The 24,247-nt window shown below is 39.0% G+C and carries 27 protein-coding genes; 1 reads left to right on the top strand and 26 read right to left on the bottom strand.

Annotated elements, in window-relative coordinates; translation table 11 throughout:
- Positions 1-49 precede the first annotated feature (49 nt).
- Positions 50-994 (top strand): 4-hydroxy-3-methylbut-2-enyl diphosphate reductase, encoded by a 945-nt coding sequence (locus IEV52_RS07455; protein ID WP_188401832.1) that lies wholly within the window; start codon positions 50-52, stop codon positions 992-994.
- 97 nt (positions 995-1,091) lie between these two features.
- Here IEV52_RS07455 and IEV52_RS07450 read toward each other — a convergent pair whose 3' ends face one another.
- The 26 genes from IEV52_RS07450 to deoC all read right to left on the bottom strand — a co-directional run bounded on the left by IEV52_RS07450 (position 1,092) and on the right by deoC (position 24,208).
- Positions 1,092-2,213 (bottom strand): Nif3-like dinuclear metal center hexameric protein, encoded by a 1,122-nt coding sequence (locus IEV52_RS07450; RefSeq protein WP_188401831.1) that lies wholly within the window; start codon positions 2,211-2,213, stop codon positions 1,092-1,094.
- Positions 2,210-2,911, bottom strand: a complete 702-nt coding sequence (locus IEV52_RS07445) for a tRNA (adenine(22)-N(1))-methyltransferase (protein ID WP_188401830.1) — start codon at positions 2,909-2,911, stop codon at positions 2,210-2,212. The genes IEV52_RS07450 and IEV52_RS07445 overlap by 4 nt, the downstream gene beginning before the upstream one ends.
- Positions 2,912-3,019: 108 nt before the next feature.
- Entirely contained in the window at positions 3,020-3,364 is a 345-nt protein-coding gene (gene cccA / locus IEV52_RS07440; protein WP_188401829.1) for a cytochrome c550, read from the bottom strand.
- Between the two features lie 217 nt (positions 3,365-3,581).
- Positions 3,582-5,195: an AMP-binding protein gene (locus tag IEV52_RS07435; protein ID WP_188401828.1), complete on the bottom strand. Its 1,614-nt coding sequence runs from the start codon at positions 5,193-5,195 to the stop codon at positions 3,582-3,584.
- A gap of 30 nt (positions 5,196-5,225) precedes the next feature.
- Entirely contained in the window at positions 5,226-6,365 is a 1,140-nt protein-coding gene (locus IEV52_RS07430; RefSeq protein WP_188401827.1) for an acyl-CoA dehydrogenase family protein, read from the bottom strand.
- A 255-nt stretch (positions 6,366-6,620) separates the two neighbouring features.
- Positions 6,621-7,751, bottom strand: coding sequence for an RNA polymerase sigma factor RpoD (gene rpoD, locus IEV52_RS07425; protein ID WP_188401826.1), 1,131 nt, complete (start codon positions 7,749-7,751; stop codon positions 6,621-6,623).
- A 42-nt stretch (positions 7,752-7,793) separates the two neighbouring features.
- Positions 7,794-9,602, bottom strand: coding sequence for a DNA primase (gene dnaG, locus IEV52_RS07420; protein WP_188401825.1), 1,809 nt, complete (start codon positions 9,600-9,602; stop codon positions 7,794-7,796).
- A gap of 58 nt (positions 9,603-9,660) precedes the next feature.
- Positions 9,661-10,128, bottom strand: coding sequence for a YaiI/YqxD family protein (locus tag IEV52_RS07415; RefSeq protein WP_188401824.1), 468 nt, complete (start codon positions 10,126-10,128; stop codon positions 9,661-9,663).
- 186 nt (positions 10,129-10,314) lie between these two features.
- Positions 10,315-11,130, bottom strand: a complete 816-nt coding sequence (locus tag IEV52_RS07410) for a pyruvate, water dikinase regulatory protein (protein ID WP_188401823.1) — start codon at positions 11,128-11,130, stop codon at positions 10,315-10,317.
- Between the two features lie 18 nt (positions 11,131-11,148).
- A complete protein-coding gene (gene ccpN / locus IEV52_RS07405; RefSeq protein ID WP_188402290.1) occupies positions 11,149-11,784 on the bottom strand; it encodes a transcriptional regulator CcpN in 636 nt (211 codons plus the stop codon).
- A 116-nt stretch (positions 11,785-11,900) separates the two neighbouring features.
- Positions 11,901-12,644, bottom strand: a complete 744-nt coding sequence (gene recO, locus IEV52_RS07400) for a DNA repair protein RecO (RefSeq protein ID WP_188401822.1) — start codon at positions 12,642-12,644, stop codon at positions 11,901-11,903.
- 42 nt (positions 12,645-12,686) lie between these two features.
- The gene (locus tag IEV52_RS07395; RefSeq protein WP_188401821.1) at positions 12,687-12,830 is read right to left on the bottom strand and encodes a YqzL family protein; all 144 of its coding nucleotides are present in this window, start codon (positions 12,828-12,830) and stop codon (positions 12,687-12,689) included.
- 104 nt (positions 12,831-12,934) lie between these two features.
- Positions 12,935-13,843, bottom strand: a complete 909-nt coding sequence (era, locus tag IEV52_RS07390) for a GTPase Era (protein ID WP_188401820.1) — start codon at positions 13,841-13,843, stop codon at positions 12,935-12,937.
- On the bottom strand, positions 13,836-14,234 hold the full coding sequence (locus IEV52_RS07385; protein WP_188401819.1) for a cytidine deaminase: 399 nt from the start codon (positions 14,232-14,234) through the stop codon (positions 13,836-13,838). The genes era and IEV52_RS07385 overlap by 8 nt, the downstream gene beginning before the upstream one ends.
- 22 nt (positions 14,235-14,256) lie before the next feature.
- Positions 14,257-14,637 carry a diacylglycerol kinase family protein gene (locus tag IEV52_RS07380; protein ID WP_188401818.1) on the bottom strand — a complete coding sequence of 127 codons (381 nt, stop codon included), beginning with the start codon at positions 14,635-14,637 and terminating at the stop codon, positions 14,257-14,259.
- On the bottom strand, positions 14,634-15,098 hold the full coding sequence (ybeY, locus tag IEV52_RS07375; RefSeq protein ID WP_240460874.1) for an rRNA maturation RNase YbeY: 465 nt from the start codon (positions 15,096-15,098) through the stop codon (positions 14,634-14,636). Before ybeY ends, IEV52_RS07380 begins: the two co-directional genes overlap by 4 nt.
- A gap of 2 nt (positions 15,099-15,100) precedes the next feature.
- Positions 15,101-17,218: an HD family phosphohydrolase gene (locus tag IEV52_RS07370; protein ID WP_188401817.1), complete on the bottom strand. Its 2,118-nt coding sequence runs from the start codon at positions 17,216-17,218 to the stop codon at positions 15,101-15,103.
- Positions 17,219-17,322: 104 nt separating this feature from the next.
- Entirely contained in the window at positions 17,323-18,285 is a 963-nt protein-coding gene (locus tag IEV52_RS07365) for a PhoH family protein (RefSeq protein WP_188401816.1), read from the bottom strand.
- A gap of 5 nt (positions 18,286-18,290) precedes the next feature.
- Positions 18,291-19,481 (bottom strand): sporulation protein YqfD, encoded by a 1,191-nt coding sequence (yqfD, locus tag IEV52_RS07360; protein ID WP_188401815.1) that lies wholly within the window; start codon positions 19,479-19,481, stop codon positions 18,291-18,293.
- 26 nt (positions 19,482-19,507) lie between these two features.
- A complete protein-coding gene (yqfC, locus tag IEV52_RS07355; RefSeq protein ID WP_188401814.1) occupies positions 19,508-19,789 on the bottom strand; it encodes a sporulation protein YqfC in 282 nt (93 codons plus the stop codon).
- 73 nt (positions 19,790-19,862) lie between these two features.
- Complete coding sequence (locus IEV52_RS07350) at positions 19,863-20,288, bottom strand: hypothetical protein (RefSeq protein ID WP_188401813.1); 426 nt, start codon at positions 20,286-20,288, stop codon at positions 19,863-19,865.
- Between the two features lies 1 nt (position 20,289).
- A complete protein-coding gene (gene floA, locus IEV52_RS07345; protein ID WP_188401812.1) occupies positions 20,290-21,297 on the bottom strand; it encodes a flotillin-like protein FloA in 1,008 nt (335 codons plus the stop codon).
- Between the two features lie 16 nt (positions 21,298-21,313).
- Positions 21,314-22,660 (bottom strand): NfeD family protein, encoded by a 1,347-nt coding sequence (locus IEV52_RS07340; RefSeq protein WP_373869401.1) that lies wholly within the window; start codon positions 22,658-22,660, stop codon positions 21,314-21,316.
- Between the two features lie 103 nt (positions 22,661-22,763).
- Positions 22,764-23,207, bottom strand: a complete 444-nt coding sequence (locus IEV52_RS07335; protein ID WP_188401810.1) for a GatB/YqeY domain-containing protein — start codon at positions 23,205-23,207, stop codon at positions 22,764-22,766.
- 14 nt (positions 23,208-23,221) lie between these two features.
- Entirely contained in the window at positions 23,222-23,395 is a 174-nt protein-coding gene (rpsU, locus tag IEV52_RS07330) for a 30S ribosomal protein S21 (RefSeq protein WP_007202240.1), read from the bottom strand.
- Between the two features lie 138 nt (positions 23,396-23,533).
- Complete coding sequence (gene deoC, locus IEV52_RS07325; RefSeq protein WP_188401809.1) at positions 23,534-24,208, bottom strand: deoxyribose-phosphate aldolase; 675 nt, start codon at positions 24,206-24,208, stop codon at positions 23,534-23,536.
- Positions 24,209-24,247: the final 39 nt, after the last annotated feature.

Raw genomic sequence — 24,247 nt, 5'->3', positions numbered from 1 at the left:
CATAGATCTCTGTGCTGTCTTTTATATATGAATAAAGGAGAGATCCAACATGGAAATTGTAAAAATATCTCCAAGAGGGTATTGTTATGGTGTTGTTGATGCCATGGTAATGGCACGTCAGGCAGCAAATGATCCTACTCTACCGAGACCCATTTATATTCTTGGCATGATTGTTCATAACAAACATGTAACAGATGCATTTGAAGAAGAAGGAATTATTACACTTGATGGAAATAACCGTTTAGATATTATTCAAAACATTGAATCTGGCACAGTTATTTATACAGCTCACGGTGTCTCACCGGAAGTAAGGCGAATCGCTCATGAAAAAGGACTCTATGAAATAGATGCCACTTGCCCTGATGTGACAAAAACCCATGACCTCATTCGTGAGAAAGAAAAAGAAGGCTATGAAATTATCTATATCGGAAAAAAAGGACATCCTGAACCAGAAGGTGCGATCGGGATCGCCCCTCATATCGTACATCTTGTAGAAAATGTAGATGATCTTGATTCATTAGAGGTTAAGAGCGAAAAGATCCTGATCACCAACCAAACCACAATGAGTCAATGGGATGTAGCCGAACTAATTAAACGTCTACTGATGAGATACCCGACGGCTGAGGTTCATAAAGAAATTTGTTTAGCTACACAAGTAAGACAAGAAGCTGTTGCAACCCAGGCTGGGGAATGTGACCTGGTGCTAGTAGTGGGTGACCCGCGAAGCAATAACTCAAACCGGCTAGCACAAGTTTCTGAAGAAATTGCAGGTACGAAGGCTTATCGGATTTCTGATGTTTCAGAGATTGATCTATCTTGGCTGGAAGGCGTAAAAAAAGTGGGAGTTACTTCTGGTGCGTCAACTCCAACACCAATTACGAAAGAAGTTATTGATTTCCTTAAAAATTATGATGAGAAAAACGAAGAAACGTGGAAGAAAGAACGAAAAGTTACATTAAATCGTATCCTTCCGAAAGTTAAAGAGAAGAAGTAATTTAAAAAGCCAAGCTGGTGACTGTACGAGCTTGGCTTTTTCTGTTTATGCTATTTTTCTGTACTCTTTAAAATTAATCTGATTTTGTCCCTATAGGCTACATGTACGTAAAGGGATCAGTTATTAACTCAGATTCAATGACAACCGTGTCATAATTTCTTGATTGCAGCTCATCCTCCAGAACTTTTTTCAGTTCTCGTTTCATAATTCCTTCAATATGGTGTCCTGCGTCAACAATTGTAAGTCCCTCTTCTTGTGCATCGTGCGCGTTATGGTAATAGATATCTCCAGTAACCAATGCATCTGCACCTTTATGAAGGGATGTGTAAATATATTTGTTGCCATCTCCGCCAACAACAGCTACTTTTTTTATAGAATCTTTGTGACCTTTTATAACACGCAATCTCGATATCCCAAAAGCCTTTTTTACATGGTCAACAAACTCCTGAAGATCCATCTCTTTAGCCAGTTTTCCAATCTTTCCTATTCCGAGTTCATTCCCTTTATTCAGAAGCGGATAAAGATCATACGCAACCTCTTCATATGGATGTGCTTTCTTCATCGCAGAAATAACCGATTTTCGGATCGATTCAGGCATGATGGATTCAATTTTCACTTCCTCTGTCTGTTCTAATTGTCCCTGTTTACCTATAAATGGCGAGGTTCCTTCTAAAGGAGTAAATGTCCCCATGCCGCTGGAAGTGAACGTACAATGACTGTAGTTTCCAATATGCCCTGCACCCGCGTTCCCGATAGCTTGTCTTACCTTCTCTTCATGTGTGATAGGGACAAATACTGATAATTTTACAAGCTTATCTTCATATGTTGTGGAGAGGACTTCGGTATCCATTAGCTGCAATTGATCAGCAAGCCAATTATTCACACCTAATGCTGTTACATCCAGGTTTGTGTGAGCTGCATAAACAGTTATATCATGTTTTATCAGCTTTTCGATCACCCTTCCTTTAGATGTACTAGTATCTATTCTTTTTAGAGGACGGTAAAGCAATGGATGGTGAGCAATGATTAAATCAACTTCACCATGGATCGCTTCATCAACTACATTTTCTAGTACATCTAAAGCGATCATCACTTTTTTAACAGGTTTATTTAATGAACCAACCTGTAAACCGATGGGATCACCTTCCATCGCCATCTTTTTTGGTGCAAAACCTTCTAAGAGGGAAATGATTAACTGTCCATTCGCTGTTCTACTCAATGAATCCACTCCTCGACAAGTCTTATATTCTTTTCTAATTCACTTCTTTTTTCTTCCGCATCTGTGCTTTGTGCTTTGGCCATCTGAGATAATATAGCATTCCACTGGTTGACTTCCCCCGACCATTTTTCTTTAAACGCTTCATTCTGATTTCGCAATAAAAAAGGTCCGAATAATAGCTCTGCATCGCTGTTTTGTGTATAAGGTTGTTTGCCTTGTCGGTCAGCAACTAGTATTTCATAAATCTTTCCGTCTTCTTTAATAATTTCTTCTTCAGTAAGCACCCAATTTTCTTTTAACAACCATCTTCGAACAGTTCTTGCACCAACATTGGGCTGCAAGATCAAACGTTTAGCATTGCCTAACTTCTCTTTACCTCTTTCAAGGATAGAAGTAATAAGCGAACCTCCCATGCCGCATATGGTGATGACCTCTGCTTCATCTGGTTCAAGAACGGACAATCCGTCCCCTTTTCTGACTTCAATGATCTCAGTTAATCCATCAAGCGCAACTTGTTCTTTTGCAGATTGAAAGGGGCCGTCTGTAATTTCACCAGCTATCCCTTTATTAATCATATTCTTTAAACCTAAATAACAAGGTAAATACGCATGATCAGATCCGATATCAGCTAAAACTGAATTTTTGGGTACATAGGAAGCAACTCGTTCTAGCCGCTTTGACAATTTTTCAGAATTCATTTTTTATCACCGTTTCATTAGTATGTTTCACTTTAGTATTCGTCACTTCTTTTATTTTTTGCAAAGAAAAAAAGCTTCCTGTCTAATAAACAAGAAGCCCTTTTTATTTTATTTTTTCTCTGCTAGCCAATCAACTAATATTTTTGCTTCTTCACCTTTTACTAGTCCTGCTGGCATTCCAGAGCCTTTACCGTTTTTAACGATTTCTCCGACTTCTTCTGCAGAATACTTGCCACCGATCTTTTCAAGAGCAGGACCTACGTTACCTTCTAGGTTTTGTCCGTGACAAGAAGAACAGTTCTGCTTATAAATTGCTTCTGGATCCATCGCAGCCTTTTCTTTATCCTGACTTGCCTGATGAATTTCGTTGATACCATATCCGCCCATTGTAAGCATAAGAACAATCCCAATAACTCCAATAATGGCAAAAGGAATGAGTGGATTACGTTTCATGCATATTCCTCCTTCGTCTGTACAGGTACATTTGTTGTTGTCTTTTTAAAAGCATATATGTATTGGTAAACAATCCATAACCTATTGTACTTTAAAAGCGTTTACTTGGGAAGGGCAAACTCTATTTTTCCCAGTTTTGTCACACGATTAACTATTTAAACAATACTTTGCTGATTTACATTTTTTTTAACCAAAAAAATAGCCACTCAAGTAGTGGCTATTCATGCACAACAGATAAAGCCTCAATCGCTTGTTCTCTAAGTTTAAACTTTTGTACTTTGCCAGAGGCAGTCATAGGGTATTGATCGATGAACATGTAATATTCAGGAATCTTAAAATGTGCGATCTTTCCTTTGCAATAAGCCTTTAAATCTTCTTCGGAAAGATCATGCCCTTCTTTAAGCTGTATACATGCTGCAACTTTTTCCCCAAACTTCTTATCTGGTACACCAATTACTTGGACATCTAAAATGGAAGGATGAGAATAGAGAAATTCTTCTACTTCTCTTGGATATACATTTTCTCCGCCTCTTATAATCATATCTTTTAAACGTCCGGTAATCTTAAAGTAGCCTTCTTCATCCACAGTCGCTAAGTCACCCGTATGAAGCCAGCCTTCGCTGTCAATTGCTTCTTTTGTAGCTTCCGGCATTTTATAATAGCCCTTCATGACATGGTAGCCTCTCGTACAAAGTTCTCCTTGTTCTCCAGGCTTTACTTCATTATTTGTCACTGGATCTATAATTTTCGCTTCTACTTGTACATGTTTTTTTCCAACCGTTTCCACTCTCCGCTCGATCGGGTCATCTGTTCGAGTTTGTGTAATAACTGGTGAAGATTCAGTTTGCCCATAAGCGATTGTTATTTCTGTCATTCCCATTTTCTCGATTACTTTTTTCATCACTTCTATCGGACATGGAGAGCCTGCCATGATGCCCGTACGCAATGTGCTAAGGTTATAAGAGTCAAAGTCTGGGAGATTTAGCTCTGAAATAAACATGGTAGGAACTCCGTGAAGCCCTGTACATTTTTCTTTCTCGACAGTCTCCAACACTTCCTTTGGATCAAACTGAACGATGGGTACCATTGTTGCCCCGACAGAAACCGCAGCAAGAGTTCCTAAAACACAGCCAAAACAATGGAAGAATGGAACTGGTATACACAATCTGTCGGCATTTGTAAGGTTCATGCTTTCAGCAATCTGCCTTGCATTATTCACGATATTGTAGTGTGTCAGCATTACACCTTTTGGAAAACCAGTAGTTCCTGACGTATACTGCATATTAATCACATCATCACAGTGAAGGGAGTCCTCTCTTTCCTGAAGAGCTGCATCAGAGATGATCTCTCCAGCTGTCATGATTTCACGAAAGGTATCATATGAAGATGACTGATCCTCCAGTTGTACAAAATGTTTAAGCTTAGGAAACTCATTCAACCGGCTTTTAACGGAGTCGACCATTTCTTTATACGACGTCGAACGAAATTCTTTAATGAAGAACAGAGCCTTTGAATCAGATTGTTTTAATAGATAGTCCAGTTCAGAAGTCTGATAGTTCGTATTTACAGTTACTAAAACAGCTCCAGCTCTTGCAGATCCGAATTGTAGGAGCAGCCATTCCGGTACGTTTGTTGCCCACACTGCGATATGGTCTCCTTTTTCAATTCCCATGGCCATTAATCCTTTTGCGACTTTAGTCGTTAATTCATAAAATTCCTGATAGGTGTATCGAATTCCAAGTTTACTGTAAACCATAGCTTCTTGATCTTTATAATCTTCTGCCTGTTTCTTTAAACAATCTCCTATAGTTACTTTCATTAACTTAGCCATAATCCACCTCATCACCTGATAATATGAACGTTAACAGCCAATCTCCCTAGCAATAACAATACGCTGAACTTCTGAAGTTCCTTCTCCAATTTCCAGAAGTTTTGCATCTCTAAAATAACGTTCTACATGGTAATCTCTCATATAGCCGTTACCACCGTGAACCTGAACGGATTCAGAGCAGATCTGCATACAAGCTTCAGATGCATATAATTTTGCCATTGAAGCTTCTTTTGAGAACTTTTTGCCCTGATCTTTTAACCATGCCGCTTTATATACCATTAACCTGGCAAGTTCAATCTTCATCGCCATGTCTGCTAGTTTAAACTGTATAGCTTGAAACTTAGAAATAGATCTTCCAAATTGTTTCCGCTCTTTTGCATAGGCTAGAGCCTTCTCATAGGCTGCCTGTGCGATTCCAACAGCCATAGCGCCAATACCTATTCTGCCGCCATCTAATGTAACTAGGAACTGTTTAAAGCCGTCTCCGCGCTTTCCTAACAAGTTTTCTTCTGGCACCCTGACGTCTTCCATAAATAGTTCTGTTGTATTAGAGGAATGAAGCCCCATTTTTTCATAGTTATCAATCACTCGAAATCCTTTGGCATCCGTAGGAACAATGATAGCTGATATTTCTTTATCACTGCTGTTTCTGTTTGTAATAGCTGTAAGAGCTAAATGCTTTGCATAGCTTGCATTCGTAATGTAGCATTTACTGCCGTTGATAACCCATTCACCGTTATCTGCAACTGCAGTTGTTTCTGTTCCACCTGCATCTGAACCAGCATTTGGTTCTGTTAAACCGAACGCACCAAAAGACTCACCTGTACAAATAGGTGTTAGATACTTCTCTTTTTGTTCATGTGTACCGAATAAGTTTAATGGAGCTCCCCCCAATGAAACGTGTGCAGAATATGTAATACCTGTTGATCCGCATGCACGGCTTAGCTCTTCAACGGCTATTGCAAAACTGATTGTATCAGCACCGCCGCCTCCATATTCTTCTGGAAAAGGAAGACCCATCATGCCAAGTTTAGAAAGTTTTTGGAAAATCTCTACCGGAAATTCTTTATTTTTATCTCTGGCCTCTGCTCCCGGTGCAACTTCTTCGTCTGCAAATTCCCTCATCATTTTTTGAATCATTAACTGCTCTTCTGTTAATGTAAAATCCATGGCTGCATCCCACCCTTTAAAAATAATTTTGCTTCTATTTGTATGCGCTTACATCTTTATTATAGATATAAAGGCTGAATTTTTACAAGATTTAAACGATTTTAAATTTAATATACAGTAGAATGCGTTAGTAATAAAAAGAAAAAAGACGTAAATTGGAGCAGAAAATAGATTTTTGGACGGTTTGCATTGAAGTTGATTAATCAGTAAAATAAAAGAAATAAAAAAAGCCCGCCCAAAAGAGGGGCAAGCTTCCTATTCTAAGAAATCTTTTAATCGTTTACTTCTGCTTGGATGGCGGAGTTTACGGAGTGCTTTAGCTTCAATCTGACGAATACGTTCACGTGTTACACCAAAGACTTTACCTACTTCTTCTAATGTGCGAGTACGTCCATCATCAAGACCAAAACGTAAGCGAAGAACATTTTCTTCTCGATCGGTTAGTGTATCTAAGACATCTTCAAGTTGTTCCTTTAATAGTTCGTAAGCAGCAGCTTCAGATGGAGCAAGTGCATCCTGATCTTCGATAAAATCACCAAGATGAGAATCATCCTCTTCACCAATAGGTGTTTCTAATGAAACAGGCTCTTGTGCGATTTTTAGAATTTCACGAACTTTTTCAGGCGTAAGTTCCATTTCAGCTCCGATTTCCTCTGGTGAAGGCTCTCGGCCAAGATCTTGAAGCAGCTGACGTTGAACACGAATTAATTTATTAATCGTCTCAACCATATGGACTGGAATACGGATCGTACGGGCTTGATCGGCGATGGCACGTGTAATAGCCTGACGAATCCACCATGTAGCATACGTACTAAACTTAAATCCTTTATCATAGTCAAACTTTTCAACAGCTTTAATTAGACCCATATTCCCTTCTTGAATAAGATCCAGGAACAGCATACCCCGGCCTACATAGCGCTTTGCGATACTTACTACTAGACGCAAGTTAGCTTCTGCAAGACGGCGTTTCGCTTCTTCGTCTCCATTTTCAATCCGCTTAGCAAGTTCAATTTCTTCATCGGCTGAAAGCAAGTCTACTCGGCCGATCTCTTTTAGGTACATACGAACTGGGTCATTAATCTTTACACCTGGCGGAACACTTAAGTCGTTTAGATCGAATTCTTCCTCATCTTTTTCCATTTCAAACTTAGGGTCGTCCTCTTCGTCTGCATCCTCTGATGCTTCGGCAACTTCAACACCTTGTTCTTCCAAATAGTGATAGAATTCATCCATCTGATCGGAATCTTGTTCAAAAGGTGCAAGCTTACTTGTAATTTCTGTATAAGTGAGCCGTCCTCGCTTCTTACCGGCTTCAACTAATTGTTCTTTAACTTGATCGATGGTTAATTCGCCTTCCGTTCCTTGACGGTTTGGTTTCTCAGCCATTCGATCCCCTCCTTCCAAAACTTCAACCATCCTACATCCCGATTATTTAAGAGATCTTTTCATTCTCATAATATCTTGGGCAATTTGGGCTGCCAGTTTTATTTCATTCCTTCGTATTGCGTCTTCTTGCTGCTTCTCTTTTTCTTGTATTTCGCGCAATAAAGGATAGCTTGAAATAATGCGAATATAATCTGCTAGCTCTATTTCATTCAGTTCTTCACTGATCGTGAGCATAGCTAATTCTGAAGCTAATTTTCTTAATTTGTCATCGTCAATACGCTGCATGAACAACCCTACATTGGGTTTATTTCCTTCTTCATAAAAGGCATAGAGATACGCAGCGATTGCATTATGTTCTTCTACATTAAAGCCTGTACTCAGCTTTTCCTGAATTAAAAAAGCTGCATCTTCGCTTTTTAGCATGTGGGCAAGAACAATTCGTTCAGCATTAAGGTTTCTTGGCAATAAAGACTTCTGCAAAAGTGTTTGTATTCTAAAATTATTATCCCGCTTTTTAGGGCCGTTATCCTTTGACCTTTGCAGTTGCTTAAAAGTCTGTGTTTGCTGCTGTTTTAATGCTTCTAATGACAAATTAAATTCTGAAGCGATTTGCCTGAGATAATGATCTCTTTCAACCGCTTTTGGAAGACGGGCTATTTCCTTGATAATCTCTTCGATATAGATCATCCGTTCTCCTTCATCTCGGAGATTTTTGCCACGTCGGTAATATTGTATTTTAAATGCCATAACGGTTAGGCTAGCCCCTATTATATCTTTTAGAAACGATTCGCTTCCAAACTTTGAGATATAGTCATCGGGGTCCATCCCATCTGGCATTTGGGAAATTTTTACAGTGCAGCCTTGTTTCGTTAAAATTTCTGAAGCTCGAAAGGCTGCTTCCACTCCAGCTCGGTCAGAATCATAGCAGATTGTGACAGATTGAACATTCCTTCTCAAAATAGCTGCGTGATCATCTGTAAGTGATGTACCTAAAGTCGCAACACCGTTTGTTACACCAGCCCTGAAAGCAGCAATCGTATCCACATATCCCTCAAAAATAACTGCATGCTGTTTCTGTCTCATCTCGGCACGGGACAAGTTTAATCCATACAGCGTTTTCCCTTTATGGAATATCTTAGACTCTGGACTATTTAGGTACTTAGGCTCGTCCTTACCATCTAATACCCTTCCTCCAAAAGCAACAACGGTGCCTGTCCGATCCCATATCGGAAACATAACCCGATTTCTGAATCGGTCATACGGCTTTCCATCAGATTGCCTTTTTCCGATCAATCCAGCTTTTTCAGCTGTATTCAGATCAAGTCCGCGTTTTTGCAGGAACTGTGAGGCGGTTTCCCAAGAATCCGGAGCAAAGCCAATTTGAAAACGTTCGATGGACTCTCTCGTAAAGCCCCTGTTTTCCAGATATTCCAATGCCGGTCTTCCCTGTTTTGTGTGGAGTAAACAATGATGATACAATTTAGCCAATAACTCATGAATCTCAGCCATTGCCCTTTTTTCGTCAGAACTTTTTTCGGAGAAATTTTGCTGATGAATCTGAGGCAACTCGATGGCACTTTTTTTCCCCAAATGAGTCACGGCTTCAATAAACGAGTACCCTTCAATGTTCATCAAAAAAGAAAAAACGTTACCTCCTGCTCCACACCCGAAACAGTGATAGATTTGCTTTTCAGGTGAGACTGAAAATGAAGGTGACTTCTCGCCATGAAAAGGGCAAAGTCCAAAATAATTTCTGCCTTGTTTTTTTAGAGGAACATAATCACTGATCACGTCTACTATATCGTTTGATGACCTGACTTTTTCTATTAAATCCTCAGGTATACGTTCCATTTTACCACCACAGAATCTCTGTTTCTTTAGACACTAGATATATATTCGCGGCACAATTCTATTTTCCTTCAACATTCGACAGGATTTCGCAAAAAACTGTGCAGAACCTTTCAGTGTCCTCCTTTTTAAATTTTGCAGGCCCTTTCGAATGCTTTCCTGAACGCCTTGCTTTTGCAGACATGTAACGTTCATGAAGTACTCTTTCCATCTCATTCTCTAGAAACTGTTTCCCTCTGGGGGTAATGACGTAAACCCCTTTTGATACAAGAAGGCTTGCTAACGCATGGTCTTGTGTGACAACAAGATCATTTTTCTTGGAATGATTATGTATGTACAAATCAACTTCTTCAGGACTTGCATCAACCAATATCCAGCGTCCTGGCTGGTCGGTACTGCTTGCGTGTGCATAGGATGTGACAAATATGGGTTCAAAGTGAAATTCCTTTGAAAACTTATTAATCTCTTCTTTTATCACAACAGGACAAGCATCTGCATCAACAAATACATTACCAATTAATTTTTCCATATTCTTATGTTCTACTTTTACAAGAATTCTCCTTCATACGAGAGCATTTGTCGAAAAAAAGCATAGTGAATGTATCACTATTTTAGTCAAACTTATAAATTTTAATCACAATGTAATATTATAATAAAAACCGCCCTATTTTACCAGTAAAAAGATTAAAAATAAAAAAGCGCAAATCTCTGCGCTTTATTTATATGATTTCCCCTGAAACAGATTGTAGATCACGTTTGCAGATTCTTCAACAGCCTTGTTAGAGACTTCTACTACCCTGCATCCTATTTTGTCTACAACCTTATTAAAATACACAAGCTCCTGTTTGATTCTTTCCATATTTGCGTAGTTTGCTTCAGAATTTAAGCCTAGTGCCTTCAACCGTTCACGCCTTATGTCATTTAACTTCTCAGGAGTGATCTTTAAACCGAAGCACTTGTGAGGAGAAACTTTAAATAGTTCTTCCGGCGGTTCTACTTCTGGAACAATAGGTACATTCGCTACCTTTAACCGCTTATGAGCTAAGTATTGAGAAAGAGGGGTCTTTGATGTTCTTGAGACACCGATTAGTACAACATCAGCTTTTAATATACCTCTTGGATCCCTTCCATCATCATACTTTACAGCAAATTCTATAGCTTCTACTTTTCTAAAATAATCATCATCCAGCTTATGTACTACACCTGGTTCATACCTTGGCACTTGATTCAGTCTGGATTGCAGCTGATTCATTATGGGTCCCATAATGTCCACAGTAGGAATGTTATGCAGCGCTGCCTGCTTAGCGACATAGTCGCTTATTTCAGGTACTACAAGCGTATAAGCGATAATTCCGTTATGATCTTTGGCTAAAGAGATTACTTCGTCAATGGTTTCTTTGTCTTCAACATAAGGAACCCTCTTAATCTCGATCCCGTTTGAATTAAATTGGCTAGCAGCCGCTTTTACAACCAACTCTGCCGTTTCTCCGACTGAATCGGATACGACATATACGATTGGACGTCCTATCATGTTGGCCTCCCCGTTCAGTTATAGTAATTCATCATGTGCTAATTCTACAAAAGCCTTCGTAATATTTGTCTTTGTAATTCTGCCGACTACTTCTAGACCGCTATCGTTAGTAGAGCGTTTTACGACTGGAAGACCATCTATCTGTTTCCCTATTAGAATGTGAGCGATGTCCAATAAGTAGTCCTCTTTAAAACAATACGTTATATTCGGCATTCTTGTCATGATGATGTTGATTGGAATACTGTTTATTTCTTGCTTCCCCATGCTCGCTCGGAGTAAATCTTTTCGTGAAGCCACACCTGCGAGATGTCCGTTTTTATTAATAATAAAAAGGGTTCCAACATCTTCTAAGAACATCGTACAGATCGCTTCATAAACTGTGGCAGAATCTTGGACAACAACTGGCATCGACGTAAATTCAGCGACTTTAATCTTTTTGATCTTTTCTGTTAATAACTGAGATCCTGTTTTACCTGTATAAAAATATCCTACTCTTGGTCTTGCATCAAGATATCCGGCCATCGTTAAAATGGCCAGATCTGGTCTAAGCGTCGCTCGTGTAAGATCTAGCTGATCTGCAATTTGTTCTCCCGTAATTGGTCCATGATCTTTAACAATCTCAATAATCTTTTGCTGCCTTTTATTTAGTTCGATTGTCTACACCACCTTTTGCCGCATCCAATGTGTTATACTTATTTCTTATTATTATAACCTATTGCAGTAGGATTGCGAACTAAAAAAACTGCAAAGGATGTAGGCTTCGCAGTTTTTCACGATAATTCATCTAGTTGCTTGAGAAACTTTTTAGATTTTAAAAATACTCCTGAATATTCATCCATGTAGGCATCAAATAACATTCGAAGTTCTTTTTTAGTTTCTTTTTTTAATGATACATTACCAAGTCGAGCTAAATCTAAGTGATAAAACATATTTAGGAGTTTAGCCGCACCTCTAGAGATCTTTATACGATAGGGATCTTTGTAAGAGCACCTTTCACAAAGAAAACCGCCTTCTCGAATTGAAAACGAAAAATCTCCTTCTGAAGCATGACAAGATACACATCTGCTCAGTTCAGGCACAATTCCAGCTGTCTTCATGATTTTCAACTCGAATAAAAAGGTGATCACTTCAGGATCGATACCATGATCGATATATTCTAAAGCTTGTTTCAGCCATCCAAATAGATCTGGTTTCAGTTCATCTTCAGATGTATATCGATCTAGAAGTTCTGCTAAATAGGCGGCATAAGCAGTCTTTACTAAATCTTCACGAATCTTTCTAAAAGAAGATAGAGCTTCACCTTGTTGCAAGGTTCCTAATCCTCTTCCTTTTTGAAACACAAAAATTCCGTATGTAAAAAGCTGCGTAATGGAAGTAAAGCGGCTTTTTGGTTTCTTAGCCCCTCTTGCCATCACGCCGATTTTACCTAATTCCTTTGTATACAGAGTAATAATAGTATTGGATTCACCATACGGAACAGTTTTAATGACAATTCCTTCCACTTTATAAAGCAAGGTAAATCACCACCCTGAAGTAAGAAGGTTCCGTAGTTACTTTTAATGAAATGGAGGTTCCTCAAGAGACTCATCATGAGGAATAACTGCTGAAAGTGCTGTTATTTCATGGTCTAGCTCTTTGTATAACAAATAGGTATCAATATTGCCCGTTTCACAGAACACTTTCCATGTAAACTCTTTCATGTTTATGGACACACCTTTCTATTTGTTTTTATTTTCTCCTGATATAACTAGGTTCACCTTAATAGTTGTTTTCATGTGAAGGAAAATTTAACAGTTTTTTACTATTAATATTCGTCTTCATTAAAACCAAATTCAACAAGCTGTTTCTGACGGTTTCTCCAATCCTCTTGAACCTTTACATACAATTCCAAAAAGACACGAGACCCTAACAAGGTTTCGATATCAGCTCTTGCTCTCTTACCGATCTCCTTCAGCATCTTTCCTTGTTTACCAATGATTATTCCTTTTTGTGAAGAACGCTCAACGATGATCGTTGCATTAACAAAGACAACGTCCTTTTGTTCACGCTCTTTCATCTCTTCGATGATAACAGCCACTGAATGTGGAATCTCTTCGCGTGTCAGATGAAGGACTTTTTCCCGAATAAGTTCTGCGGTAATAAATCGCTCTGGATGGTCTGTAACCTGATCCTCAGGATAGAATTGGGGTCCTTCCTCCATATAAGAAACGATTTGATTTAGAAGCGTATCAATGTTGTTTCCCTTTAATGCTGAGATAGGCACAACTTCTGCTACTTCTAACTTATTTCGATACATATCGATCAGCGGCAATAATTGATCAGGGTGAACTTTATCGATTTTATTAATAACAAGGAAAACAGGATTCTTTACATGCTGCAGTCTGTCGATGATAAATTGATCACCACGCCCGTAGCCTTCTTCAGCATTAATTACGAATAGGATAAGATCTACTTCGTTTAAAGTCTGCTGAGCGGTTCTCGTCATAAAGTCCCCTAATTTATGCTTAGGTTTATGAATTCCCGGAGTATCGATAAAAATAACCTGTGCTTCATCTGTTGTATAAACTGCTTGAATTTTATTTCTTGTTGTTTGCGGCTTGTCGCTCATAATTGCAATCTTCTGGCCGATTACTTGATTTAGCAGTGTGGATTTTCCCACATTCGGTCTTCCGATGATGGTTACAAACCCTGATTTGTAACTTTCTTTATTCATTTAAATCCTCCGGTGAAAAAGCACCTGGCAATAGATCTTTTACTAAGATCTCTTGTACGTCACCTTTAAGATTGGTTAAATAAACGGGCATCTCTGGCGGGCAGAGCTCTGAAATCACTTGGCGGCATGCTCCACAGGGTGGTACAGGACGCTTTGTATCCGCTACTACAGCGATTGCGCTGAACTTCGTATCGCCTTCTGTATACGCTTTAAATAAAGCTGTTCTTTCAGCACAACACGTTAGACTGTATGCTGCATTTTCAATGTTTGCTCCATTATATACTTTACCATCAGCCGTCAGAAGAGCTGCACCTACTTGAAATTTGGAATACGGTACATATGCCTTTTCACGAGCTATCTTTGCCTGTTCCATCAACTGTTCTTTGTTCATTATACATTCACCTTCTCAACATTTATCGCTTCACACTATTTATGCTGTTTATAAGCGGTTCTATAAAGAGCAGTATACCGATTATAACAGCAAATATTGAAAAAACCAAAACTGCACCTGCAGCAGCATCTTTCGCTTTCTTTGCCAGCGGATGATATTCTTTTGTGATCAGGTCAACTGTCTTTTCTATAGCTGTATTCACCAGCTCTAAAGATAAGACAAGACCTATGACAATGAGTAAAATAATGAATCTTTCAATAGAAAAATCAAGTGCAATCGCTAACCCAATAACGATTACACTCACCATGGTGTGAATTCTGAAATTCTGTTCACTTTTAAACGTAGTTACAATTCCTGAAAATGCAAAAATAAAGCTTGAGAACAGCTTTTTCCATGAAATCATCTCTTCAATCCGTATTGCTCCAAGATTTCTTCTTGTCTTCCAAACATCTTCTTTTCATCACTTTCGTTCGTGTGGTCATAACCTAACAGATGAAGGAAACCGTGAACGGCAAGAAAGCCCATTTCTCTGTCCACTGAATGACCATATTCTTCTGCTTGTTCTTTTGCAACATCAAGACAGATTATAATGTCGCCTAGGATTCTCGTTTCTTCTCCACCAATAATTTCCGTCTCATCTTCTCCCATTTCTTCCATAGCAAAAGATATAACGTCCGTTACACTGTCCTTTTGTCTGTATTCACTATTAATTTCTTGAATTCTTTCTTTCGTTACAATCGTTACAGACACTTCTGCCTGACCTGTTCCTTCCATTTCTGCAGCTTTTTCAAGAACTTTTGTTAAAAGCTCCTGGAATTCTGTGCTGTTCTCATCGATTTCGTTCAAATATTCTACATGTAACATTATTATCTCTCCACCTTTTTCGATTCTTCTGGATACTCGATTCTGGAATGGAATATTCCTTTAAGTGTTTCTGTTAGGGTCTTAGCAACTGTATCCAGTTCCTTAAGTGTAATATCACATTCATCAAACTGGCCATCTTCTAGTCTGTCATTAATTATTTTTCGGATGATCCCATCAATTTTTACTGGTGTCGGTTTCGATAAAGATCGGACAGCAGCTTCTACCGCATCTGCAATACCAATAATAGCAACCTCTTTTGTCTGAGCTTTAGGACCCGGATAACGAAAATCTGATTCTGCTACTTCTTTATCTGTAAGCTGGGCGGCTTTATGATAAAAGAATTTCAATAGAGTAGTGCCATGATGCTGTTCTGCAATATCTATGATTTCTTTAGGGATTTTTTCCGCTCTAAGCATATCGGCCCCGTCATATGGATGTGCTGTAATAATCGTTTTACTTAACTGAGGAGCAATTTTATCATGCGGGTTCTCCATATTCATCTGATTCTCGATAAAAAAATGAGGTCGTTTAGTTTTCCCTACATCATGATAATACGAACCTACCCTGGCAAGAAGTCCATTTGCACCAATAGATTCACAAGCTGCTTCAGATAGGTTGGCAACCATAATACTGTGATGATAAGTACCTGGAGCTTCCATTAGGACTTTTCGTAAAATAGGATGGTTCGGGTTAGACAGTTCAATCAGTTTGGTTACAGACAATATATTAAAGGACGATTCGATTACAGGCAGAAGTCCTAGTGTCAGTACTGCAGAAACAAACCCAGAAATCCCAGCACATCCAAGATCTAGTCCTATTTGCACGGAAGTAAACTTCCCATTTTGCAATAAAAGCACGCACGCTACTGTTAGGATGGCTATAAAGGATACGAAAAATCCAGCCTGCAGAATTTTAGAACGCTGCTGGGTTTTCCCTAGAAATACGATTCCTGCTATACCGTTAAATAAAACGTATAAACTCATAATAAAGTTAAAGTTCCCTGTAGTCTGCTCATTAAAAATTAACGCTGCACTAAATGCAAATATAATGGTTGAAACTACCGCAAGTTCTTCGTTAAAAAGCATCTTGATCATCATGGCACCCGCAGCTACAGGAACAGCGTACATGAGGCTGGATAGACCAAGTTCTGTACTGATACTTAGTACTTTCATTACAACAAGAGTAAGGGTAAACAATAGAGCGTAGATCGTTACATACTTTCTAAAATGCTCCTTCTCCCGTTCTTCTTTCATAAAGTAGTACAAACCAGCAATAACAATGATCACAAAAATGAATAGACCGTAATAGGGATACATTTTCATTTCCTGATCGAGCAGTCCGACCTTCTTAAGCCTGTCATAAATTTCCGGGGTGATAACAGCGCCGCTTTTAACGAGAACTTCACCTTCTCGAATGACAACCTCTTCAACTTTATCACTTGCTTCTTTACGTTTTTGACGTGTTTTTTCAGTATCAAGCGTTCTGTTTGCGATTATAAAACTTCTAGTGATCTCTTCTGTTGCACTTTTTAAAGAATAGGATAAATTACTGTTTTCACGAATCAGCTGTACAGCTTCATTCCTTGCACCATCGACCTCTTCGACCATGATGGGATTTGTTAGAACCTTATTTACAACTCCCGCACCTAAATTCTTAACATTATTTAAATCTGTTTCACTTGCTTGAAACAAAGCAGCAAATGTTTCATCTGATATTTCTGAAGTATCGATAGAATCTTTCAGTTGATCCACCTTCTGATCAAAAGAAAGCGGGGCTTCATCATCTTTTTTCTTTTTTTCAGATTCGTTGATCGTTATGATGATATCAATAAGACTTTCTAATTCTACAGCTTGATTCAAAGCCAGATCCTTATCAAAGGTATATTCGTTCTTAACACTTTCTTCAGCAAGTCTTTTTCTTGCTTCCGTTTGATCTTCTAAAGGAATCGTAATAGGAGACTGGATATCCCGTGGAGCACGCTCATAAATGTTTACGTCTACTACGTTTGGGGTTACATTGCTGACTAATATGGCAAAAAGTATAATCCCCATTAGAATAAAGGATACCGTTGCTACACTTAAACGAAAGTAATTGGACAGATGATGCCTTAAATTGGCCAAGCGTTACCACTCCTTAAACTGTACATCCTATACTAATCTTAGCAAAAATTGTACAAATATGGTACTTGTCAAAAGTAAAAAAGGACTCCAGATATGTGGAGGCCTTAATCTTCGTATGTTTCATAAGCTTCAATAATTCGCTGAACAAGTGGATGACGTACTACATCCAGCTGTTTTAAGTATATAAAATCGATTCCTTTTACGCTTTCAAGTCTTTTTTCCGTCACTTTTAATCCTGATTCCTTTCCTCGAGGAAGGTCGATCTGAGTTAGGTCACCTGTAATAACCATCTTTGAACCGAATCCAAGGCGTGTCAGGAACATCTTCATTTGTTCCGGTGTGGTATTTTGAGCCTCATCTAAGATAACAAAACTTTCATCCAGAGTACGGCCTCTCATGTATGCTAATGGTGCAATTTCAATGGTACCGCGCTCGATCAGCCTTTCTGTATGTTCAGCTCCTAATAGATCATGAAGCGCATCATAAAGAGGGCGAAGGTATGGATCGACTTTTTCTTTTAAGTCTCCAGGAAGAAATCCAAGGCTTTCACCAGCTTCAACGGCAGGACGAGTTAGTACAATCTTTTTCATTTTTCCTTCTTTTAATGCGTTAACAGCCATAACTACCGCTAGATATGTCTTTCCAGTCCCTGCAGGTCCTATCCCGAAAACAAGATCACGTTTTCTCATAGACTGAACATAGTGCCTTTGGCCGAGAGTCTTAACTCGAATAGGCTTTCCTTTTGCTGTTACGGCAATTTCTTCTTCATATAGCTCACTTAATTCATCCAGCATATTTTTTTCTGCAAGCTGAACGGCATAAACAATGTCTCGTTCTGAGATCTTTATCCCTTTACGCACTAATTTCAGCAAGACAAATAGCGTCTCTTCGACCATCTCGGCCTTCTCTAGCTGCCCTGAAACTAAAATTTCCTCTCCACGGGTAACTATACTTACGTTAAGCTTGTCTTCAATTACCTTTAAAAAGGCATCGTTCGGCCCAAATAGGGAAGCCGCTTCTGTTGTATTTTCGAGTTGTAATGAATTAAGTCTTTTCGTTTCTGACAAACTACTCATTCTCCTTGTTGGATAGGTATAGGTTGTTCAGATGCAATATTTTCAATTACTTGGTAGAGCATCGTTATTTTAACTTTACCATTCGAGACGTTTTGTTGCCAAACTTTTTCGCCTTTAATTTTTGCATCGTCAGGCACTTTTTTTGCTAATTCTTTCTTTGCCATCTGTTTTCCAACTTCAATGGCTTCTGCTTTTGTATAAGAACGTTTGACCCCATCTGTTTCCCGAATTTCTTTTTTAATATAAGAGATCGGCATCTTCCATTTTGCTAAATAAAGAGGGGTTTCATTTAGTGTTTCCGTTTTATCTTGAAATTCTCCATCAGAAAATCCATAAACGGGAAGCTCCAGACCAAATAATGATACATAATGCCTGTTTTTATATTTTCCGGTATAGGTTTGAAAAGAAGTGTTTAAAGGGACTTCAACTTCTGTTTGATACCAGACTTCCCCCCATATTTCCCCTTTTGCACTTACAAGTTCTGGCTTCTTCTCTTTTCCTATGAGTCCTGATACTAACAATGAGCCCTTTTTAACGTAATCATTAGCCCTTACGACGGGTTGTCCTTTTTCAACGAATACGGAATGGATAACGGCTTGCTTAGTCGCCACCAAATGCCTTGGACCCGTAGTCTGTTTTGTTTCTGGTATTTCTTTTTCAACAACCTCGAATCGGTAAGATGTTCCGTGTTGTGTAACTCCGATCCACGTTACATTCTCCATCTTTTCAGTTAACTCTCTTTGAATCTCTCTCACATTCGGGAGCAGGAATATGAACTTTCCTTTTGTAACCCCAATTTCAACAGCTGCTTTTCTTAACTCATATTCAGTCTTAGGATTTGCGCCTGTTACATTTATATTCCAAATCATATTAGATAGTAAAAAAAGGACAAAAATAAATGAGAGCATACCGAGGATAAAGCCGTTTCTTTTCCACATTCTTTTTAAAAGAAATGGCGTGCCCTTCTTTTCTTTAATCCTGATTTTTAATTTATTTTCTTTTAGGATGGTTTTCACTTTTCGAACCTCGGTAACAGAAATGGAGACGAGTACGCGGTCTTTATCTAGGGGATGAATATCCCAAATCTGTATTCCAGATTGTATACACTTATTAATAAACGAGCTGGATTCTTGTCCAATAATTTCAACTCTTACATAGCCTTTAACATTTTTCCATTTGCTTTTCATTTTGTCCCTCCCTATTATCCAAGCGATTAGTCATTTTCAAAGTCTACGGAAGCTATCGTCCCTTCAAGCAGAATCTCTTCTGGCAAGATTGTTTTAATTACAAACTCACTCCCTTTAATAACGAGAGTCCCCTGTTTTAATTTGAGAGTAAGCTGCTCATTCGAGAACGCTTTTACACCCCTGTGGTTTTCTATATAAATGTGTAGTTGTCCGATCATCGTAATCCGGGGAAGATCCATTACTACGTCTGCTGGAAGCTCAAGGTTCTGCATCATCCATTTGCTAACTTGCTGCCGCAATTTTCCCATAAAAAAACCCCCTCTCTCCATTTTTATGAGAGTAGGGGGTAAACTATCACACTATTTCATTGTTTTCCTTTAGTTATGATCGCCTCTGCAATGCTTTAGGCTTAGAAAGAATTTCTGACCAGATAACTGCTTTTTGCAATTCCTTTTGATCGACCTTAAACGTACTTAATATAGCTTCTTCTTTATCCTGATACCGATATAAAGCTTTTTCATTTGCTATTCTCTCGTGGCGCACGTTGCCCGATCTTTCATATTTCTTTTCGGAATGAATAGGTGCGGCATTATCTATTGCCTCTTTTGCTTCAGGAGGAGCAGAAGGCACACCAAAGGGCGACACAGTTTGTTTCGGTTGATTGTTAACACGCCTCTCAGGGATGGGTTTTGCCGTATTTTTTGTTTCTTTTAACCTTTTAAAGAAACTATATAGTCCACCTGCAATAAGAATAACAAAAGCGATATTCGCAAATAGAAGTTCAATAATCGCTTCTACAACATTCATGTTACATCTTCCGTCCTTTATCATCGTTCTCTTTATCAGGATTTGATGATTTACTGATGGATTCACGCATGGTTGTGTCTGCCATTATGTTCTTCATGTTCATATAATCCATAAAACCCATATTTCCTGATCTGAGCGCTTCTGCTAAAGCCATAGGTACTTCCGCTTCAGCTTCCACAACTTTTGCTCTCATTTCTTGAACTTTTGCTTTCATTTCCTGTTCATTCGCAACGGCCATCGCACGTCTTTCTTCCGCTTTCGCCTGTGCGATATTCTTATCAGCCATCGCTTGATCAGTCTGAAGTTCCGCCCCAATATTCTTACCGATATCAATGTCGGCAATATCAATAGAGAGAATCTCGAATGCAGTCCCCGCATCCAATCCTTTCGATAGTACGGTCTGTGAGATCATATCCGGGTTTTCAAGAACTTTTTTATGATTTTGAGAAGAACCAATTGTACTTACAATCCCTTCGCCAACACGTGCGATTACTGTTTCTTCTCCTGCCCCGCCCACAAGACGTTCTATATTCGCACGAACTGTAATTCTTGCTTTTGCTTTAACTTCGATTCCATCTAGAGCTACACCTGCGATAAAAGGTGTTTCGATAACTTTTGGGTTGACACTCATCTGAACGGCTTCGAGCACATCACGCCCTGCAAGATCAATCGCTGCTGCTCTTTCAAAGCTTAGTTCAATATTTGCACGATGTGCAGCAATTAATGCATTAACAACACGGTCTACGTTCCCTCCCGCTAAGTAATGACTTTCAAGCTGATTTGTACTTAATTCTAATCCAGCTTTTACGGCTTTAATCAAAGGGTTTACTACACGACTTGGAATAACTCTTCTTAATCTCATCCCTACTAATGTGAAAATCCCAACTCTAACACCTGCAGCTAATGCAGAGACCCAAAGCATCACTGGAACAAAAGTGAATAATACTGCTAAGGCAATAACGATTAGCCCAATGATAACAATACTTGCGATCGAACCAAATTCCAACATCACAACACTCTCCTATTTAATCAATATTTTCTTCCGTCTTTTCAACAGACCGAACAACAACACGTCCACCACTTACTTTAATGATCTTTACTGTTTTGCCTTTTTCAATATAAGTTCCTTCTGTAACTACATCTAGATATTCATCATCTAGTTTCACACTGCCTGAAGGCCTTAAGGGAGTAGCGGCAATCCCTACTCTGCCGGTCAGATCCGTACGTTCCTGATGTGAAAGGTACCCTTTTTCGGAACTCGTTGAATCGAATAATACGAGCCGTTTTAATGGACCATTGTATCCAAAAGATCTGAGGAAAAAGTAAGATCCAATTACAGTAACAACAATCGCTATTGCAATTGCAATCAAAATTCCTGATAGTGAACCACCTGCTAGTATCAGCCCTGTCAACATGGCAACCACTCCAAGTATGCCTATAATTCCACCAGGCAAAAATAATTCCAATATGATTAATACCAATCCAGTGCCAAATAATAGGATTGCTTCCCAACCCGCTAAACCTGCTATCATATGACCATAAAAGAATAATAATAGGGATAACGCTCCAATTGAACCTGCTATTCCAAACCCTGGTGTATACAGTTCCAATACAAGACCTAAGCTTCCTAATGATAACAAGATTGGTACAACTACAGGATTCGTAACAAATCGGGCTATCTTATCAGCGAGCGTAGGCTCTGATTCCACTATTTTTGCATCATCTAAGTTTAAATGAGCCAAAAGTTCCTGCCGGTCTTCTGCAATTTTTTCTGCATACCCTACTTTTATTGCTTCACTTGCCGTTAATGTAAGAAGCTCTCCTTTTTCTAATCCCAGCTCAGGAATCTCAACATCAGGATCGACCATAGCTTCAGCATACAAAGGATCTCTTTCATTAAGCTCTGCCGCTGCAAGCATTTCAGCTTTCCAAGCAGATTCTGCCTTTTGTCCTGCCGTATTTCCTTGGTTGTCGATCACAGCTGCTGACCCGATAGTCGTAGAAGGTTTCATAACGATCTGATCTGCGTTTAAGGCAATATACGCACCAGCCGAAAAAGCATTTTTAACGACATAAGCGGTGATAGGGATTTCTGTTTCCCTCATTATTTTTGCTATATGTAATGCGGCGTCGACCCTGCCTCCGGGTGTGTAAATTTCAAGAACGACATGGTCTGTTCCATCTTCTTCTGCTTTTTCAATATTTCGTTCTAAAAAAGCTTCCAGACCTCTCTCGACTTCATGTTCAACTGGTATGAATGCTACTGTCTTTCCTTTACCTGCTGAAAATACTTCAGAAGTTGAACACAATCCATAGATTCCCCACAAAAGGCAAAGGGTATAAATAAGCAATCGGGTTCTTTTCACAAACAAACACCCCCTTCATTTCTATTTTACGTTAATTTATGGAAAAAAGTTTCAAAAAATGAAAATAAGAAAACGCTCTGTATAAATACAGAGCGTTTTGTCATTTCAATTATGATAATTGTTGCTGCACTATACGGTTAACGAGTCCGCCATCGGCTTTCCCTTTAACTTTCGGCATAAGTGCACCCATAACTTTACCCATGTCAGCTTTTGAAGCAGCACCTGTTTCAGAAATGGTCTGAGCAACTATTTCTTGCAGTTCTTCTTCTGTGAGCTGTTTCGGTAAATATGGCGTAAGAACAGCAATTTCATCTCTTAGACCAGCTACTAAATCTTCGCGGCCCGCTTTTTCGAATTCTTGGAGGGAGTCTTTTCTTTGTTTCATTTCGCGTGCAAGCACAGTGAGCTCTTCTTCCTCATTTAATTCGTGTCCATGTTTGATTGCCTCGTTTTGCAGAGATGCCTTCAACATACGAATAACGGAAAGCTTTTGCTTGTCTTTATTCTTCATCGCTTGCTTCATGTCTTGATTCAATGTATCAAGAAGACTCATATCTTACACCTCTCTTAGAACTTACGCTTTCTTGCTGCCTCAGCCTTCTTCTTTCGCTTTACGCTTGGCTTTTCATAATGCTTGCGCTTTTTAACTTCAGCCAATGTTCCATCTTTGGAAACGGATCTTTTAAAACGACGAAGAGCATCATCAATGGATTCGTTCTTGCGAACACGTGTTTCTGCCATTTGTATTTCCCTCCCTCCAGACCACCCTTACAAGAATCGTAAGAATGCGTCACATATCTTTTGCCATTATAATATATCCACGTCATGCGGTCAACTTAATTTGAACAGGCTGGTTCAGGAGAGATTTTTGTCTATTGCTTAATAATCTGAAGTAGATGTTCCGCCTTCAACAATCGCAATACCTGCACTTGCTCCAATACGTGTCGCACCTGCTTCAATCATGGCTAAAGCTGTTTCACGGTCACGAACTGCACCTGATGCTTTCACACCGATGTTAGGTCCAACCGTTTTACGCATTAACTTAATATCTTCCACAGTCGCTCCACCAGTAGAGAAGCCTGTTGAGGTTTTAACGAAGTCAATTCCTGCTTTTACAGCAATTTCGCAAGCTTTTACTTTTTCTTCGTCTGTTAAAAGAGAAGTCTCAATAATTGCTTTTGTTAATGCTTTTCCTTTTGCCGCTTCAACAACTGCGCGAACATCTTGTTCAACAAGCTCAAAGTTGCCATCTTTTAAAGCACCGATGTTTATTACCATATCTACTTCTGTTGCACCATTTTCGATCGCATTCTTTGTTTCAAACGCCTTTACTTCAGGTGTGTTTGCTCCTAATGGGAAACCAATTACCGTACAAACGGCAACATCTGAGTCTTTTAGTTGTTCAAATGCTGTATAGACCCATGTAGGATTTACACATACAGAAAAGAAATTATATTTTTTAGCTTCTTCACAAAGAGTTAGAATCTGCTCTTTTGTAGTTTCTGCTTTTAATGCTGTGTGGTCGATCATTCTTGCAACGTTTAATTCGCTCATTTCAACAAACCCTTTCGTAAATCAAAATTAAATACCGTT

This window comes from Fictibacillus barbaricus, from assembly GCF_014635025.1.
Classification (GTDB): domain Bacteria; phylum Bacillota; class Bacilli; order Bacillales; family Fictibacillaceae; genus Fictibacillus; species Fictibacillus barbaricus.
Note: the sequence above shows the minus strand (reverse complement) of the source record. Positions and strands in the feature narration are given on the sequence as shown.

Bases quoted from the DNA above. Each gene is read 5' to 3' on its own strand.
- IEV52_RS07455 (WP_188401832.1), top strand. From the start codon at position 50: ATGGAAATTGTAAAAATATCTCCAAGAGGGTATTGTTATGGTGTTGTT.
- IEV52_RS07445 (WP_188401830.1), bottom strand. From the start codon at position 2,911: ATGAATTCTGAAAAATTGTCAAAGCGGCTAGAACGAGTTGCTTCCTAT.
- cccA (WP_188401829.1), bottom strand. From the start codon at position 3,364: ATGAAACGTAATCCACTCATTCCTTTTGCCATTATTGGAGTTATTGGG.
- IEV52_RS07435 (WP_188401828.1), bottom strand. From the start codon at position 5,195: ATGGCTAAGTTAATGAAAGTAACTATAGGAGATTGTTTAAAGAAACAG.
- IEV52_RS07430 (WP_188401827.1), bottom strand. From the start codon at position 6,365: ATGGATTTTACATTAACAGAAGAGCAGTTAATGATTCAAAAAATGATG.
- rpoD (WP_188401826.1), bottom strand. From the start codon at position 7,751: ATGGCTGAGAAACCAAACCGTCAAGGAACGGAAGGCGAATTAACCATC.
- dnaG (WP_188401825.1), bottom strand. From the start codon at position 9,602: ATGGAACGTATACCTGAGGATTTAATAGAAAAAGTCAGGTCATCAAAC.
- IEV52_RS07415 (WP_188401824.1), bottom strand. From the start codon at position 10,128: ATGGAAAAATTAATTGGTAATGTATTTGTTGATGCAGATGCTTGTCCT.
- IEV52_RS07410 (WP_188401823.1), bottom strand. From the start codon at position 11,130: ATGATAGGACGTCCAATCGTATATGTCGTATCCGATTCAGTCGGAGAA.
- IEV52_RS07395 (WP_188401821.1), bottom strand. From the start codon at position 12,830: ATGAAAGAGTTTACATGGAAAGTGTTCTGTGAAACGGGCAATATTGAT.
- era (WP_188401820.1), bottom strand. From the start codon at position 13,843: ATGAATAAAGAAAGTTACAAATCAGGGTTTGTAACCATCATCGGAAGA.
- IEV52_RS07385 (WP_188401819.1), bottom strand. From the start codon at position 14,234: ATGAACAAAGAACAGTTGATGGAACAGGCAAAGATAGCTCGTGAAAAG.
- IEV52_RS07380 (WP_188401818.1), bottom strand. From the start codon at position 14,637: ATGATTTCATGGAAAAAGCTGTTCTCAAGCTTTATTTTTGCATTTTCA.
- ybeY (WP_240460874.1), bottom strand. From the start codon at position 15,098: ATGTTACATGTAGAATATTTGAACGAAATCGATGAGAACAGCACAGAA.
- yqfD (WP_188401815.1), bottom strand. From the start codon at position 19,481: ATGAAAAGCAAATGGAAAAATGTTAAAGGCTATGTAAGAGTTGAAATT.
- yqfC (WP_188401814.1), bottom strand. From the start codon at position 19,789: ATGGGAAAATTGCGGCAGCAAGTTAGCAAATGGATGATGCAGAACCTT.
- IEV52_RS07350 (WP_188401813.1), bottom strand. From the start codon at position 20,288: ATGAATGTTGTAGAAGCGATTATTGAACTTCTATTTGCGAATATCGCT.
- floA (WP_188401812.1), bottom strand. From the start codon at position 21,297: ATGTTGGAATTTGGTTCGATCGCAAGTATTGTTATCATTGGGCTAATC.
- IEV52_RS07335 (WP_188401810.1), bottom strand. From the start codon at position 23,207: ATGAGTCTTCTTGATACATTGAATCAAGACATGAAGCAAGCGATGAAG.
- rpsU (WP_007202240.1), bottom strand. From the start codon at position 23,395: ATGGCAGAAACACGTGTTCGCAAGAACGAATCCATTGATGATGCTCTT.
- deoC (WP_188401809.1), bottom strand. From the start codon at position 24,208: ATGAGCGAATTAAACGTTGCAAGAATGATCGACCACACAGCATTAAAA.